This is a genomic window from Streptomyces sp. NPDC027185 (assembly GCF_055567035.1).
Genome location: NZ_JBVHRF010000003.1, coordinates 742,294 through 757,847 on the forward strand (window position 1 = coordinate 742,294; position 15,554 = coordinate 757,847).

Sequence of the window (15,554 nt, forward strand, 5' to 3'; positions counted from 1 at the left end):
AAGAAGAAGCAGACCCGACGGCCGCGCACCGAGCTTCCCGACACCGTCATGACCGGCACAGAAGCACCCGGTACAGCCGCCGTACTCCATACAGATCGCGGTGGTCGGAGATGAGCCGCCAGCGGCCGGTCATCGACCCGTCTCCTTGGCAAAATACGTGGCTGCCTTCCGGAGGATCCCGCGCTCCAGCTCCAGCTCACGTACCTGCTTGCGCAGCCTGCGCAGTTCATCCCGCTTCTGCGAGCTCAACGGGCCCTCACAGCCCGCACCCGCAGCCGCGGCAGCCCGAGAGCGCGCGATCCACTGGCGCAGCGACTCGGGGTTGACACCCAGCTCGCGCGCCACCGCCGGGATGCGCCGCCCTGCTGGGCTCCACCAGCGCGACCGCGTCCCGCTTGAACTCCCCCGAGTACCTCGCAGTACCCATGAGGACTACTGGTGGCGGAGTGGTGCAGCGCGCAGTCGCGCCGACTGAGACATCGTCTCAGTCGGGACAGGTCCAGGAGTTCGAGTAGCCTCGCCCCGTGGTGGATCAAGAGCAGTACGTTCGGTACCGGGAAGACTCGAAGGTGCTGGCGGCGATCGGGGAGCGGGTCGACGCCCAGGTCGGCCGTGTCACGGTGCGGCTGCCCAGGGCTGTGGCCGAGGCCGCGGTGGCCGCGTGGGAGCGTGACGAGTGGGATGACGTCGGCGAGGAGACCCATGAGCAGTACGAACTGCGGTCCCAGGCCGGTGATCTGGCACTGATCGGCCTTGCGATCTCGGAGCGCGGCCGCCGGGAGGGCGAGGAGGTCGTCGTCGACCTGCACGTCCACTCCGCGGGGGCGGCCTGGTTGGCGTCGCAGTAGTCAGGCCGCGGCGGCCACCGGCCTGCCGCCCCGGCGGACGCCCTTCTCGCCGCGGATACGGGCCCGTTCCCGGGCGTTCGCCGGTCTGACCTCCTTCAGCCGGAGGGCCGGCCTCCGCGACAACGGGCCTACGCGACGCCGAAGAACACACTTCCCGCTTCCCTCAGGTGGGGGGAGCGGACGTACGCATCGATCGCGCGGATCAGATCGGCCTCGCCGAGGAGGCCGTCGCCGTCGTCGTCCAGCCGGGCCAGCACACGTGAGACGTCGCCGGCGAGGTCCCATATGTCGAGGTACCGCCTCAGTGCCCGCTCACCGATGGAGCCGTCGCGGTGCACATCGATGACCTTGAACAACGCCGCTCCGAAGGCCGCGACGGACCTGTGCACATCCGGGTCCGTGGCGAGCGCGCGGGCAGCGGTGCGGTGCTGTTCGCGGGAGAGCCTGCCGTCGGCCTTCGCATGGCGCCGCAGACCGGCCCAGTACCCCCGGTAGAAGCGCTCCAGAGCCTTCACCTCGTCGGCGTCCGCGTCGAGTCCGTAGGCGGTGCGGCAGCGACCGGCGATCTGCAGGTAGTCGTCCTCGGTGACGTAGCCGTCGCCATCGGTGTCGGCTACGTCGAACAGGCGGTCCAGGTTGCCGGTGCGGTGGAGGATGTGCTCGGGCGGGGTGCCGACGGACGCGGCCAGGTGCTCCCGGAGCTGCGCGTGGCGGAACTGGTAGACCGCGCCGACCTTGCGCAGGATATTGCGCTCCCAGGCATCCTCCAGGAACGCGTCCAGGTCCTTCGGCAACCACCCCCACAGGGGCAGCCAGATCCGGGCCAGCACCACCCACCGCCCCCAGGCGGTCATGGTGCCGACCCCGAGCGCGATCATGGACCCGGCCACCAGCCCTGCCCCGGCACCGGCCGGGGCGCTGTCCGACACGGACCCGAACAGGGTGCCCCACCCGATTCCGATCACCAGCCCGACGGTGAGCAGCTGCTTGAGCACGGTGGCGCGGTTCGTGTTCAGCAGGTCCGGCGGGTGGGTGCTTCTCTCTCGCGGGATGGTGGTCTCGAACCCGGCCCCGAGCGCGGCGACGAGTCCCAGCACGCCCCCCAGACCGATTCCTGCCGCGAGCAGCGTCGCCGAATTCAGGGCGATCAGGGGGCCGGGATAACGCAGCCAGGCCGTCACCGCCGCAGCTCCGAGCGCCCACAGGATGCCGAACAGGAGGCCACCGGCGAGCCCGCCCGTGACTCTGGGGCGGAAGCTCTCCCGCAGTCTGTTCCCCGTCCCGTTCCTCTTCCAGCCGTGAAGCCTGATCTCCATGAGCGACGGCTCGAACTGAGGGCCACCGACCTTCATCCTGGTGACGAACCCGTGCATGAGAGCGAAGGTGATACCCATCGCGAGCCCGTTCGCCGGGCCGGTGATGCCGGCCGCCACGAGCCCGGTCAGGGGCCCGTACAGGAGCAGGCCCTCGGCCCCGTAGACGAGTCCGGCCACGAGTCCGCAGACCACTCCGACCGTGATCCCGACCCGCAGCATGAGCCAGCGCAACTGCACGGTGGTCCCCAGCCGCCACCATTCGATGTCGGGCGTTTTGAGTTCCGTCAGATGTGCGGCGAGGTAGCCGAGCCAGTGCCGGGCGCGTTCGGCGTCCCAGCGCCGCGGCGGCTCTTTGTCGAGAAAACGCTGGTAGGCGGTGGGGATGAAGGTGTCCAGGAGGTGCTTCTCAAGGTCTTCCCGGGTGCCGAATTTCTCGGCGTTCAGCAGGTTCGCGGGGTCGAGCTCGGATTCATGGACGAACCGGGCAAGCGTGACCATCAGGGGGGTGGTCAGTACGGCGGCGAGGTTGGCGCCGGCCGGTGTGTGCCGCCGGCTGCGCAATTCACGCAGAACGGGGTCCCATCCGGTCCGGCGGGGGGCGCCGGTATCGCCGGAGAGGGTGGTACCGGTGGTCTTCTGCAGATAATCGACGGCGTCGTCCAAGGTGACGTCGATCAGTTCGACAGCGACGGCGTAGGGAACAACACGGGTTTCTTCCCCGGCGGCTTCGATTTCGGCGCGGCGACTGGTCACGATCCGCGGCAAGAGGAAGCTGTTGAGCTCCTTCAGCGCTTCTTCGCGCAAACCGGTGGCCATCTCGTCGAAACCGTCCAGGATCGGCAGCACATACTTCTCACTCACCAGCGCCTCGGCCCACGTGATGCCGCCGGGGCCTTTCTCGGCGAGAAAGGTGTGGTCCCGCTCCAGTCGGCCGATCAGCCATTTCCGCAGCGACAGGGCGCCGGGATCCCAGGATCCGAGACTGAAGATCACCGGCACCGGCTCCGACGCCTTGCGTGTGGTCAGGCGGGCCAGTGCGAAACGCAGTGCCAGGGCGGTCTTCCCCGAGCCCGCCCGCCCCAGTACCACCAGCCAACGGGAATCCGACTGCTCCAGGACGTCCGCGAGGTCCACCGGGGGAGGAGGTGTTGCCTCGGTCCGGTCGTCGGGGTCGCCTTCGTGGCCGGGTGCTTTCTCCAGCACCAGTCGCCAGCGCAAAGGCAACCCCCCGTCCATCAGCCGTAGTTGCTCCACCTCAGGCTGCAGGCGCGTACGGACGGCAAGCGCGAGTGCGTCGGCATGCCCGGCCAGCTCACCGCCAACGGATTGCTGCTCGGCGCGCACTGCAGGGACGAGCCGTTCGACCAAACCGGCGAGTGCTTCCTCGGCGGGGAACTCCGCAGAGAATTGCACGATGACATTGCCGTCGCCCCGGACGGCAATGCCCGAGTTGGTCCCGATCTGGATCCGCGCCTGACCGTCCGGCTGGGGAACCGCACGGCCGGCGGGCTCCGGCTCCCCCGGATCCGGCGTGATGCTCACCGATACTGGATGATCGTCGAGTTGTCGCCCATGGAGATGATCCCGGCATTCTCCGTGACGGAAACGCTGCGCGCCCCGGGGGCCTGGGTGGCCGGGGGCTCGGACAGCATCCGCGACAATTCATCGGCGAACTCCGGGCTGTCCCTCAGCGCCTTTCCGATCTGCTCGCGCAGGGCGGCCTGCGCGTTCGGATCCTCGCTCCTCCCCGCCAGGTCGGTGACGGCGCCCTCGATCGACCTCGTACGGGTGTCGCGGTGCAGAATCCGGGCGAGCAGCCGTTGTCCCAGCCGTATCGTCGCTCCGGCCGCCTCGTCCTCGGCTCTGGTCAGCACGCCGACGCCGTATGCGCCCACTGCCGCTTCCACCGCAGGCACGACCTGGCCGAGCAGAGTGTCGATCTCCGTCACCCGAGGCACCTCCCTCTTCGCGTGAACAGTCAGCTTTCCGTGGTGGTTCCCACCGCCCGGCAGGTAGGCACCTGCTGTGCCTACCCGCCGCCTTGCTCGACCCTCCGTCACGCAGACGGTGGCCGTTTCCCTACGACAGCCGAACGTATGCGGTGCCGGACTGCTCGTCGGCCCCGGCACCGATGTCTTCACCCTCCGGCAGGCCCGGGAGTCGGCTGCGCACATCGGCGCCACCGCGGGCCCGCGCACCGAGATCCTGAGGGCCGGCCTGGTGGGGAACATGGCGCCCCCACAGCAGGTTTCGGCCCTCCGCGACCCTGCGATCCGCGCTGCAGCGCGATGCGGCCCTGCCGCCGTGCGCCCGACGCGGAGGGACGGCAGCGGTCAAGTCCCTCCTGTGGTGACCGGCAGCGGCGCTTCCGTCCTTTACGCCTTCGACGAGCGGACCCTGCTGGGGGACGAAGGGACGCTGCGCTTCTCCGCCGTCGCTGCCGGGACGGCCGTTGTTCCTCCGCCGCGCACCGAGGCCGAAGGCGGCGGCGCATGCCGCGAGCACACCCACGGCCGACAGGATGAGATTCCTGGTGTCCTGCCCGCCTGCCGAGGTCTTGCCGGCGGGCGCAGGCTCAGCCGACCCCGGCTCCGCACGGGTGGGGGCCGTCACCGTCGGGACGCCGGACACGCCGGGGCTCGGCTTGCCGGGCATGGACGCACCGTGGGTTGCGGGGGCGGCGCCCACCGAGCCGGTCTGCGGCCCGGGAGCGGCAGCGCCCACCGATCCGGTCGTCGGTCCGGGAACCGGCGCGCCCGCCGATCCGGTCGTCGGCCGCGGAGTTACGGAGTTCCCCGATCCGGGCGAAGGGTGCGGAGTGGCGGAGGCGCCCGAGCCCGGCTCCGTGACGTCGAAGGACGTGACGACATCGCTCTGGCCGGCGTTCAGGGTGCACGGCGCGTCGGCCGTCAGCCACAGATTGTCGTTCCGCGCGGTGAGGTGGAGCGTGAGGTCGCCGGCGGTGACCGTGCCCCTGCCGGGATGGTGGAAGGTGGGGGCGGTCGCGCCGGCGGTTGCGTTGATGCTGAAGGGGCCGGACGCGGGGGCGTTGGTCGTACTCAGTTGGAAGGGGACCGTGAGGTCGAAATCGTTCTGCGGCGCGGCCACATGGGCCCTCGCGTCCGCCGTGCCCCCGATGGACTTCATACCGGCCTTGGCGAGCCACTGCGTGAAGCTCGCGTCGACCTTTGCCACCGCCTTGACGGCGACGGTCCTGCTGGGCGCTCCTACGGCGACCGACTTCGGGAGGTCCGAGGTGACCGTCACCGTCATCGGCTGATCGCCGATCATCTGGGCCGAGCACGTATAGGCGAATGTGCGCGTAAGCGGTCGCGCGGAAGCCTCTCCGGCTCCGATAACGCCCACCATCCCGCTTGTTGCTCCCGAAACCGTGGCGACCGCAAGAATGATCTTCACCCTTGACCTGCCACACCTGACGTTCATGAGTAATCCCCCGTTCACTGTGCGGGCGTGCGATTACGGAACGGCTCTCCCTTTCTCCGAATCGGAGCATGCTGTTCGGATTGCGTGTGCCCGTGCCGGATCTTCGGCACCCGGCCGATTCCGAACAGCAGGGCATACACGATTACTTGGAAGACGCGATGCGTGCGTCTCTGGTTGCGTGAGAACTTAGCGCACCCCTCGGATTGCTCCAAAACGCCTTGACGGGGGCGTCTCCAGGGATCTTCTTCCTGCTGAATAGAGAGCGAAAACCGCGAACTCTCGTGCTTGCCGACGGATACTGGTCAGTATTTCTTCAGTCGCAGCAGCCGGTCAGGTGGAGGGAGAGGCGGGATCTGTGTTGTACCGGCGGCCCGTGGGCCGGACCGCCGGTACAGGAGCGGCAGCGACATCGCCGAGGGCAGGACAACGGGCGGCCCGCGCGGGGCCGGCTTCCGGCGCTCGATGATCGGGGTGCCGGACACTTCCCCCCGGGCTCCGCGGCGAGCCGGCCACCGCCCCTCCTGCTCAGGGGGTGAGCACCAGGCGGATCGGGTCGCCGACCTTCTTCTCCAGGCGGGCGACGGCGTCCGCGGCCTCGGCCAGCGGGACGTGGGCCGTGATGGAAGGGGCCAGGTCGATGCGTCCGGCCGAGGCCAGGCCGACGAGCTGCTCCACATGCTCGGGCTCGGAGCCGTAGTGGCCGCGGACCTGGTTGACGTTGAAGCAGAATCCGATGCTGTCGGCGATCGTGACCGGCTCCGGGGTGAGCCCGGCGAGGACGAGCGAACCGAACGGACCGAGGACCGACGCGGCCTGGGCGCGGGCGGCGCCCACGCCGGCGAAGTCGAAGGCGACGTCGAGGCCGCGCCCGGCCGTCGCCTCCCGCACCGCTTCCGCGAAGCCCGGGGCGAGCGGGTCGAGGGCGACGTCCGCGCCGAAGACGAGGGCTCGCTCGCGGGCCGATGGCAGTGGGTCGATCGCGATGATCGGGGCCGCGCCGACCATCCGGGCGAGCCGTACGGCGTGGGCGCCGAGGCCGCCCGCGCCCCAGATGCCGACAGCCTGGGCGGGGCGGACGGCGCCGGTGCCCACGATGGCGGCGTACGGGGTGGAGACCGCGTCGGGGATGATCGCGGCCTGGTCGAAGGGCAGGTCGTCCGGGATGGGCAGCAGCGTGCCCTCGCGGGCGATCGTGTACTGCGCCCAGCCGCCGTCGTAGTCCAGGCCGCGGGTGAGCGGTCGGTGGCACGCCATCCGGCGCAGGCAGCCGCCGCAGCCGCCGCACGCCTCGCCGGCCTGGAGAACCACGCGCTGCCCGGGCGTCCAGCCGCCCATCACGTCCGGGCCTAGGGCGTGGACGACACCGGCCACCTCGTGGCCGAGGGTGACGGCGCCCGCCTCCGTGACCGCGTCGGTGGGGAAGAAGGGGCTCAGGCTGCCGTCGATCAGGTGGACGTCCGACAGGCAGACGCCCGCCGCCCGTACCTCCACGAGGACCTCGCCCGGGCCGGGAACCGGGATCGGAACCTCCTCGACGGCGAAGGTACGGGTGTCCAGGCGCAGCCGCCCGGCCAGCATGGTGTTCATGCGGAAACCTCGATGTGCTCGGTGAAGAGAAGCGCGCGCGTAGCTCAGGCGCTCGACATGGTCGAGTGACCATGTCGGTTAACCGTGTCCATTGGCGAGGTCGCCTGTCAAGTCGTTCCCGCCAGACGTTCGCGGGGGGTTCCGAGTTCCGCCCCACGACTGTGTCATTCAATACAGTCACTCGACATGTTCACTCGACAAAGTCGCGTGTAAGTTGGCTGGTGACTGCTGGAGTGCAACGAAAGGCACGCTCATGACTCAGGTGTCCGTAGGCGCGGAGCGGGCGATCCCCGAGCGCCCCCCGCTGCCTCTCGTAGGCCATGCGTTCAACGTTCCCGCGGGCGCGGACTTCCTGGCCTACCTGCTGAAGGAGTTCAGGGAATTCGGGCCCGTATACCGGCTGCGGCTCTTCGGGAGGGACACCGTCATGGTCGGCGGCCTGGACCTCGTGACCGAACTGTCGGACGAGAGCCGGTTCCGCAAGCACGTCCATGCCGACCTGGTCGAGGTCCGGGCTCTGGCCGGGGACGGCCTGTTCACCGCCTACAACCACGAGCCGAACTGGCGCAAGGCCCACGACATCCTGATGCCCGCGTTCTCACTCGGCTCGATGCGCAGCTACCACGCCCCCATGCTCCAGGTCGCCCGGTCGCTGATCGGCAAGTGGGACCGGCTGGCCGGAGTGCAGTCGGTGGACGTGCCCGACGAGATGACCCGGCTGACCTTCGACACGATCGGCCTGTGCGGCTTCGGCTACGACTTCCAGTCCTTCCGCCGCGACGACCTGCACCCGTTCGTCGAGGCCATGTCCCGGGCCCTCGTCTTCGCTCAGGAGAAGGGCGAGTCCATCCCGGGCTCCGAACTGTTCAAGAGGAAGAAGACCGAGCAGTTCCGCGCGGACATCGACCTGATGACGGACCTCGTCGACGACGTGATCAGGGAGCGCCGGGCCTCCGGCGGCACCGGCACGGACGATCTGATGGGGCTGATGCTGCACACGAAGGACCCCGCCACCGGCGAGCTCCTGGACGACGTCAACATCCGGCACCAGGTGATCACCTTCCTGATCGCCGGCCACGAGACCACCAGCAGCGCGCTCTCCTTCGCCCTGTACTACCTGACCAAGCATCCGGAGGTGCTCGCCCGGGCCCAGGCCGAGGTGGACGCCCTGTGGGGCGACACCGAATCCCCGGACCCCCAGTACGGCGACATCGGCAAGCTCACCTACATCCGCCAGGTGCTCAACGAGAGCCTGCGGCTGTGGCCGACGGCGCCCGCGTACGCCGTCGAGCCGATCGAGGACACCGTCATCGGCGGCAAGTACCCCGTACGCAAGGGTGAATCGCTGATGGTGATCGCCTCAGCTCTGCACCGCGACGCGGCCTGGGGGGAGAACGTCGAGCTGTTCGATCCCGGGCGCTTCACGCCCGAGCGGGAGGCGGCCCGTTCGGTGCACGCCTTCAAGCCTTTCGGCAGCGGCGAACGGGCCTGCATCGGGCGCCAGTTCGCGCTGCACGAGGCCACCCTGCTGCTCGGCCTGCTGGTGCACCGCTACCGCCTGATCGACCACACCGACTACCAGATGAAGATCAAGTCGACGCTGACGATCAAGCCCGACGGCTTCAGCCTGAGGCTCGCCCGCCGCACCAGCGACGAACGGCGCCTGCCCGCCGCCGCGGCGGCGGACCCCGCCGCGGGCCGGACCGCGGCCGTGACGCGCCGGGCGAGCGGCACCGCGCTGACGCTGCTCCACGGTTCCAACCTCGGCACCTGCGCCGGCATCGCCCGCGACCTCGGCACGGACGGCGAGGAGCACGGCTTCGCCCCGACCGTCGCCTCCCTCGACCAGTACACGGAGAGGCTGGCCGACTCCAAGGGCCCCGTCGTCATCGTCGCCGCCTCCTACAACGGTCGCCCGACCGACGACGCCGCCGGGTTCGTCGCCTGGCTGGAGAACCTCGCCCCCGGCTCGCTCACCGGGCTGCGGTACGCCGTCCTCGGTGTCGGCGACCGCAACTGGGCAGCCACCTACCAGCGGATCCCCACCCTGATCGACGAGCGTCTGACCGCCGCCGGCGCCGTCCCGCTCCTGGAGCGCGGCAGCGCCGACGCCTCCGGCGACTTCGGCGGAGTGGTCGACCAGTGGACGGAAGATCTGTGGAAGGCGCTCCTGGAGGAGTACGGCGAGGCGACCGCCGGTGAAGCGGCCGGCCCCGCGCCTGAGGCGGAAGGGGAAGGACTCTACGAGCTGGAGGACACCTCGGAGTCGGTCCTCGGCGGTCTCGCCGAACGGCACGGCGTCCAGCCGATGGAGGTCCTCGAAGCGTACGAACTCGTCGACACCGACCACGAACTGGGCCGCTCCAAGCGGTTCCTGCGGCTCCGGCTGCCCGAGGGCGTCACCTATCGCACCGCCGACCACCTGGCCGTCCTGCCCAGTAACCCCGAGGCCCTCGTCCGGCGCGTCGCCGACCGCTTCGGCCTCGACCTGGACCGCACCGTCCGACTGCGCGCCCGCCGCCGCAGCCGGGGCGCCCTGCCCGTGGACCGGCCGCTGACCCTGCGCCGCCTGCTCAGCGACTTCGTCGAGCTCCAGTACGCGGCCACCCAGGAGCAGGTCGCCGTGCTCGCCGGGCACACCGCCTGCCCGCCCGAGAAGCAGCCGCTCACCGCCCTCGCCACCGCCGATCCCGAGACCTTCCGGGAGCAGGTGACCGTCGCGGGGCTCAGTGTCCTGGACCTCCTGGAGCGCTACCGCGCGTGCGAGCTGCCCTTCGAGAGCTTCCTGGAACTGCTCCCGGTCCTGCGCCCCCGGCACTACTCGATCTCGTCGTCCGCCGCGGCCCGGCCCGGCGAGGCCGACCTGATGGTGTCGCTGCTCGCAGCGCCCCACCGGTCGGGCGAGGGCACCTTCCGGGGCGTCGCCTCGCACTTCCTGCAGACCGTGGACGCGGGTGACGTGATCCAGGCCCGGGTCCTGCCGTGCAGCGAGTCCTTCCGCCTCCCCGAGGACACCTCCGTGCCGGTGATCCTGGTCAGCGCGGGCACCGGCCTCGCGCCGTTCCGCGGCGCCGTCCTGGACCGCCACCACACGGGCTCGACCGGCACCCTGCTCTGCTACTTCGGCTGCGACCACCCCGACGTGGACTTCCTGCACCGGGAGGAGTTCGAGGCGGCGGAGGCGGCCGGCGCAGTCAGCATGCGCCCCACCTTCATGCACGCGCCCGAGAGCGGCGCCCGTTTCGTCCAGGAGCGCATCGCCCGCGAGAGCGAGGAGGTGTGGTCGGTCCTGGAGGCCGGCGGACGCGTCTACATCTGCGGCGACGGCCGCCGCATGGCCCCCGCCGTACGGGAGGCGTTCATGGCGATCCACCGCGAGCGGACCGGCGCGAGCGACGAGCAGGCCGTGGCGTGGCTGGCGGAGCTCGTCGCGTCCGGACGCTACGTCGAGGACGTCTGGGCCGGCTGATTCCCGCAAGGAGGAAGAAACGGTTGTGGGCGCACCTGGAGAGGTGCGCCCACAACCGTTCTCGCGTCGTGTCAGGCCGTCGGTACGTCCGGAAGGCCGAGGTCCCCCTTGGCCAGCGCCACGGTTGCGGCCACGAGCGCCCTGAGCCCCGTCCGCTCGGTGGCGTCGTCCGGCAGGGTCTGGAGGACCTGCATGGTGAGTCCGTCGAAGCCGGAGAGGAAGAACCGGGCCACCGTCTCGGGGGACTCGGCCAGTTCCTGCCCTGCCCTTTCGGCCGTCTCCGTGATCACCTGGGCGGTCACCTCTATGACCCGCCGGTAGTGGCTCTGCCGGGCCTCGTCGAGACCGGGCACGCGCAGGGCGAACAGGGTCAGTTCGCTGAGCAACTGGTGGTGCGACGTCGGTTCGCGCACGGTGCCCCACAGGGCACCCGCCAGGGCGCTGAAGGTCTCCTCGAAGCCCGCGTTCTCCGGCGCCGCCCGCTGCACCTGCGCGACCAGCTCGTCGGTGATCTGGTCCATGACGGCTCGGTACAGGTCCTCCTTCGTGCCGAAGGTGTAATGGACGGTGGCCTGCGCGACGCCGAGCTCCGCGGCGATGGCGCGGGTGCTCCCCGCGGCGACGCCCTCCCGGGTCATGAGGTCGATGGCCGCCTTGATCAACTGGGGGCGGCGCTCCGCCGCGGAAACATGAGCCATGCGTTCACTATATCGACTTAGTCGATCGATCAAGTCGGCCCCCAGCAGGCGTTACGTCACCTCGGCGGTCGCCGCGCTGTCCCGCGGGAAGGGCCTGCTCGGCCCAGATGACCTTTCCCTCGCGACCGTGCCTCGTCCCCCCAGCGCTCCGCGCACTGGGCGACGAGGAGCAGGCCGCGGCCGCCTTCGTCGTAGATCCGGGCACGGCGCAGATGCGGGGCGGTGCTGCTGGCATCGGAGACCTCGCAGGTGAGAGTCGACTGGAGGATCAGTCGCAGCGGGATGGGGCTCTCGCCGTAGCGGATCGCGTTCGTGACCAGTCCGCTGACGGCCAGCTCTGTGGTGAAGGAAAGTTCCTCCACCCCCATGTCGTCAGGGCGTCGGAGGCGAAGCGTCGGGCCCCGGACACGGCCGCCGGATCGGGCGGGAGGTCCATCGTGGCCACGTGGTCCGGGTCGAGGGCACGGGTCCGGGCGACGAGCAGGGCGACGTCGTCGGCGGGCGGCCGGGCAGCTGAGCGGCCAAGAGCCGGTCGCAGATCTGCGATGGCGTACGAACGGCACCAGGCCGAGGATCTCCCCGCGGGCGTGCAAAGGCACGAGGAGTACGGAGTGAAGGCCGAGGTCGCGCAGTACCCGGCCGTGGGACTCCGACGGCGCCACCCACCTGGGCATTTCGGTCCCCGCGAAGTGGTGCAGGACGGATCGTCCGGTGGTCAGCGCGCGAACCGGCTCAGAGCCGTCGGGGTAGGTGTGGGTCCCACCGACGCGGAGCGGGGACTCCGGACAGTCGTCGAGGACGGAGCGCTGGGCGACGCGGCGCTGCGTCAGGGCCCCTGGCGGGCCGGCGCCGGTTTCGTCGAGTGCGGAGTCGAAGAGGTCTACGGTGACGAGATCGGCGAAGTCCTCGGTGCAGACCTCCGTCAGCTCCTCCGCGGTACGGGAGATGCCGAGCGTGGTCCCGATCCGCTTGCTCGCCCTGTCGGTGAGGGCGAGCCGACGCTGCAGCAGACGGTCGTGTTCCTCCTGGCAGGCGGCGACGACCTCTTCCGAGGAACGGTCCACGTAGTCGAAAACGATCGCGACCAGCCTCAGCGTGGCCTGGTTGCTCATGTGCCAGTCGGTGGTGAGGCGGGGGGCTTCGGCCTGCAGGTGTTCGAGCAGGCCGAGATGGCCGAGCCGGTAGGCACGGAGGAGCCGGCTCACGGGGATCCCCCGCCGGGCGTAGAGGCGGGCGATGTCCAAGGCTGCCGGAGGAGCTTGCGGCGCGCTCGCGCCGGGGCGGGCCTCCAGGAGGTCCGGCAGGGCGATGACGTGCTGGGCTGTCTCCTTCCAGGGTCAGGGCCTCGATGTCCTCGTTCTCCCGCAGCCGGGGGAGTTCGCCGTTCAGGCGCTGGAGCAGCAGGCCGGCCAGCTTCTTCACCTGTGGTCTGAGGTGCCGGGCCGGCTGACCGAGGAACGCATCGACCTCGGTTCCCATAGTGCGAAGGTACGGGAACGCCATGGTGTGCTCCTCGGACGGCTGTGGCGGCCTCTGATCGACCCGGCTCTCAGAGCCCGAGGTGGTTGCCGAGGTCGGCGTAGTCGACCTGCCACAGGCCGGGGGAGCCCGTGGGGTACTGGGAGCGGAAGCCGAGCATGCGCTGGACGCGCGGCGAGAGCGTCCTGGCGAGTTCCCTGTCGACCAGGAAGGGGTACGCCTCCTCGCCGGTGAGGAATCCCGCGTTGAACGTGAAGGCGAGGCCCCGCCGGTACTCGTCGTCGGTCCGGTTCGCCCCGCCGCCGTGCGCGGTCTTGCCGCTGATGAGAAGGACGTCTCCGGCGTTCATGACGGCGGGGAGCGTCTGCTCGGGGGTCCCGCGGTCCTCGAAGTCGCTCCAGTGGTTGCTTCCGGGGATGACGCGGGTGGCGCCGTTCTCCTCCGTGAAGTCGGTCAGGGCGACCAGGAAGTTGATGGTGACCTCCGGACCGCCGGGCCCCATGCCGATGAACGGGAACCAGTTCTCCAGGTCGCGGTGGAGCATCTGCGCCTTGTTGCCGGGGCCGATCTCGATCACCTGGGCGGTGGTCATCCAGTACGTGCCCGACTCCTGGAGGAAGACCCGGTCGCTGATCTCGTGGACCAGGGGGTGGTCGATGATCTCGCTGCGGAACGTGGCGCTGTGCGTCACCAGGTTCGTGAGGCGCTTGGTGTTGCTGCCGTGGAACGCGGCCACGATTTCGTCCTCGTGGGTGGACCCCGGGGCGAGCGCCCGCAGCGGCTGCTCGATCTCGGCGTTGAAGCGGACGATCTGTTCCTGCGTCAGGAAACCCTTGATGACGACGCCGCCGTCACGGGTCACGATCTTGAGGATCTCCTCCGTCGGCGTGTCGTTCGCCACGGACGTCAGTGCCTGGGTCTTCTTCTGTGTCGTCATGTGTGTCCTCTTTCTCGATCCGAAGCGCGGTTGATCGACCGTGTGATCAGCCGCGGGCGTTCCGTCTTCCGGGGCCTTACGCGCGTCGCCCGTGCGACGGTCAGGCGGGGTCGGTGGGCACGGCGTTTCCGCGTTGTTCCTGTGGCGGTCGTCTCACTGTCGCCAGCCGGTACCGCAGGCGAGAACGACAGCGGGCACCTGCTTCGTCCGGGCCCGGTGCACGATGCACAGTCCGGTCGCGGGCACGGCGGACTATCCGCTCACGGGGTCCTTGCCGGAGCCGATGCGAGCTCCGGGGGCGCTACGGACAGAAGCGGGTCCCGGCGCCGTGTGCCGGCGGTGTGGGGTCCGCTCCCAGGGACGCGCGCTGCCGAGCCATCCGAGGAGGAAGGCCGCCGGTACGGAGACCAGGCCGGGGATGTGGAGCGGGAACAGGTTGAAGTCCTGCTCCGGCAGCGGCGCGTATTCCGTCCCGGACACGGCGGGGGAGACGAGGGTCAGGAGGTGCGTCGTCACCACGCGCCCCCGTCCCGGCCGACGACGGCGTCGCCCAGGTAGCGCTCACCGGCCTGGACGGCAGCGCGCCGGCCGGCCGAGGCACGGCGGGCGATGGCCCACCGGTGGGTCTCGTTCGAGCCGTCGTAGATGCGGAACGGGCGGACCTCGTTCAGGTACTGGGCCAGCGGGAGTCCGTCGGAGACGCCGTCGCCGCCGCAGATCTGGACGGCACGGTCGATCACCCGGTGGATCGCCTCCGAGCAGTGGACCTTCGCGACCGAGGACATCGCCGAGCCCGCCTTCGGGGTGCTGTGCAGCAGGGCCGCGGTCTTGGTGATGATCGCGTCGGAGGTCTCGATGTCGATGACGGATTCGGCGATCAGGTGCTGTGCCAGGCCGAGCGTGTCGATCGGACCGCCGAACAGCTCCCTCTTCCCGGCCCGATCCAGCGCGATGTCGTGCGCCCGGCGCGCCAGTCCCAGCCACCGCATGCAGTGCGTGAGCCGCGCGGGGCCGAGCCGTACCTGCGCGTACCGGAAGCCGAGTCCGACCTCGCCGAGGACCGCGTCCTCGGGGACGAAGCAGTTCTCCAGGTACAGGTGCGGGTGGCCGCCGTCGATGGAGCGGTCGGCGGTGTGGATCGCCTCGCCGACCCGGATCCCGGGGTTGTCCATGTCGACCAGGAACATGGTGGCCCCCTCGGGGGCACCGCCCACGGCCGGGGTCCGCGCCATCACGATGCAGAACCCGGCACCGACGGCGCCGCTGGTCAACCGCTTGTGCCCGTCGATGATCCAGCCGCCGTCGGTGCGTACGGCGGTGGTCCGCAGCGCCGCCGGGTCGGATCCCGCTCCGGGGTGGGGCTCGGTCATGCCGAAGCAGGACCGGATGTCCCCCGCCGCCAGCGGCGCGAGGTAGTGCTTCTTCTGCTCCTCGGTGGCGATGAGGTGGAGCATGTGCATGTTGCCCTCGTCGGGGGCCATGCAGTTGAGCACGCTGGGGCCGATCGGCGAGTACCCGGCCTCCTGCAGGATCGGTGACCAGTGTTCGAGGGGCAGGCCCTGCCCGCCGTACTCCTTCGGCACGAGCGGCGCGAAGACACCGGCCTCCTTCGCCGCGGTCTGCAGCCGGTCGCGAGTGGTCCGGTCGAGACGTCCGCCCGGTACGGGCTCCGCGTCGACGACGACCTCACGGATGAACCGGCGCGTGCGCTCACGCAGCTCAGCTGTCTCCGGGGGAAGGTGAGGGAAAGTCATGGCACTCCTTTGCCGGTGGGTG

The 15,554-nt window shown here is 70.2% G+C and carries 11 protein-coding genes and 2 pseudogenes; 2 read left to right on the plus strand and 11 right to left on the minus strand.

Annotation, left to right across the window (positions count from 1 at the left end):
* Positions 1–129: 129 nt before the first annotated feature.
* Positions 130–420, minus strand: coding sequence for a transposase (locus ACZ4M8_RS13340; RefSeq protein ID WP_467606576.1), 291 nt, complete (start codon positions 418–420; stop codon positions 130–132).
* A 104-nt stretch (positions 421–524) separates the two neighbouring features.
* On the opposite strand from ACZ4M8_RS13340, the gene ACZ4M8_RS13345 reads away from it, so the two are divergent.
* Positions 525–848 carry a hypothetical protein gene (locus ACZ4M8_RS13345; RefSeq protein ID WP_467606414.1) on the plus strand — a complete coding sequence of 108 codons (324 nt, stop codon included), beginning with the start codon at positions 525–527 and terminating at the stop codon, positions 846–848.
* Positions 849–976: 128 nt separating this feature from the next.
* Here the strand turns inward: ACZ4M8_RS13345 and ACZ4M8_RS13350 are convergent, their stop codons facing one another.
* The 4 genes from ACZ4M8_RS13350 to ACZ4M8_RS13365 all read right to left on the minus strand — a co-directional run bounded on the left by ACZ4M8_RS13350 (position 977) and on the right by ACZ4M8_RS13365 (position 7,195).
* Entirely contained in the window at positions 977–3,706 is a 2,730-nt protein-coding gene (locus ACZ4M8_RS13350; protein ID WP_467606416.1) for an NACHT domain-containing protein, read from the minus strand.
* Positions 3,703–4,113 (minus strand): hypothetical protein, encoded by a 411-nt coding sequence (locus ACZ4M8_RS13355; protein WP_467606418.1) that lies wholly within the window; start codon positions 4,111–4,113, stop codon positions 3,703–3,705. The genes ACZ4M8_RS13350 and ACZ4M8_RS13355 overlap by 4 nt, the downstream gene beginning before the upstream one ends.
* A 130-nt stretch (positions 4,114–4,243) precedes the next feature.
* The gene (locus tag ACZ4M8_RS13360) at positions 4,244–5,581 is read right to left on the minus strand and encodes a DUF6801 domain-containing protein (protein WP_467606420.1); all 1,338 of its coding nucleotides are present in this window, start codon (positions 5,579–5,581) and stop codon (positions 4,244–4,246) included.
* Positions 5,582–6,133: 552 nt separating this feature from the next.
* Complete coding sequence (locus ACZ4M8_RS13365) at positions 6,134–7,195, minus strand: zinc-binding dehydrogenase (RefSeq protein WP_467606422.1); 1,062 nt, start codon at positions 7,193–7,195, stop codon at positions 6,134–6,136.
* 253 nt (positions 7,196–7,448) lie between these two features.
* On the opposite strand from ACZ4M8_RS13365, the gene ACZ4M8_RS13370 reads away from it, so the two are divergent.
* Positions 7,449–10,664, plus strand: coding sequence for a bifunctional cytochrome P450/NADPH--P450 reductase (locus ACZ4M8_RS13370; protein WP_467606425.1), 3,216 nt, complete (start codon positions 7,449–7,451; stop codon positions 10,662–10,664).
* A 71-nt stretch (positions 10,665–10,735) separates the two neighbouring features.
* Here the strand turns inward: ACZ4M8_RS13370 and ACZ4M8_RS13375 are convergent, their stop codons facing one another.
* The 6 genes and pseudogenes from ACZ4M8_RS13375 to ACZ4M8_RS13400 all read right to left on the minus strand — a co-directional run bounded on the left by ACZ4M8_RS13375 (position 10,736) and on the right by ACZ4M8_RS13400 (position 15,532).
* A complete protein-coding gene (locus tag ACZ4M8_RS13375; protein ID WP_467606426.1) occupies positions 10,736–11,362 on the minus strand; it encodes a TetR/AcrR family transcriptional regulator in 627 nt (208 codons plus the stop codon).
* A gap of 7 nt (positions 11,363–11,369) precedes the next feature.
* A pseudogene (locus tag ACZ4M8_RS13380) lies at positions 11,370–11,902 on the minus strand (ATP-binding protein); the annotation flags it as partial.
* Between the two features lie 62 nt (positions 11,903–11,964).
* Positions 11,965–12,672 (minus strand): annotated as a pseudogene (locus ACZ4M8_RS13385) (RsbRD N-terminal domain-containing protein); the annotation flags it as partial.
* Between the two features lie 239 nt (positions 12,673–12,911).
* On the minus strand, positions 12,912–13,778 hold the full coding sequence (locus ACZ4M8_RS13390) for a phytanoyl-CoA dioxygenase family protein (RefSeq protein WP_467606429.1): 867 nt from the start codon (positions 13,776–13,778) through the stop codon (positions 12,912–12,914).
* A gap of 252 nt (positions 13,779–14,030) precedes the next feature.
* Positions 14,031–14,294: a hypothetical protein gene (locus ACZ4M8_RS13395; RefSeq protein WP_467606431.1), complete on the minus strand. Its 264-nt coding sequence runs from the start codon at positions 14,292–14,294 to the stop codon at positions 14,031–14,033.
* Complete coding sequence (locus tag ACZ4M8_RS13400) at positions 14,291–15,532, minus strand: acyl-CoA dehydrogenase family protein (protein WP_467606433.1); 1,242 nt, start codon at positions 15,530–15,532, stop codon at positions 14,291–14,293. The genes ACZ4M8_RS13395 and ACZ4M8_RS13400 overlap by 4 nt, the downstream gene beginning before the upstream one ends.
* Positions 15,533–15,554: the final 22 nt, after the last annotated feature.

Bases quoted from the DNA above. Each gene is read 5' to 3' on its own strand.
- ACZ4M8_RS13365 (WP_467606422.1), bottom strand. From the start codon at position 7,195: ATGAACACCATGCTGGCCGGGCGGCTGCGCCTGGACACCCGTACCTTC.
- ACZ4M8_RS13370 (WP_467606425.1), top strand. From the start codon at position 7,449: ATGACTCAGGTGTCCGTAGGCGCGGAGCGGGCGATCCCCGAGCGCCCC.
- ACZ4M8_RS13375 (WP_467606426.1), bottom strand. From the start codon at position 11,362: ATGGCTCATGTTTCCGCGGCGGAGCGCCGCCCCCAGTTGATCAAGGCG.
- ACZ4M8_RS13390 (WP_467606429.1), bottom strand. From the start codon at position 13,778: ATGACGACACAGAAGAAGACCCAGGCACTGACGTCCGTGGCGAACGAC.
- ACZ4M8_RS13400 (WP_467606433.1), bottom strand. From the start codon at position 15,532: ATGACTTTCCCTCACCTTCCCCCGGAGACAGCTGAGCTGCGTGAGCGC.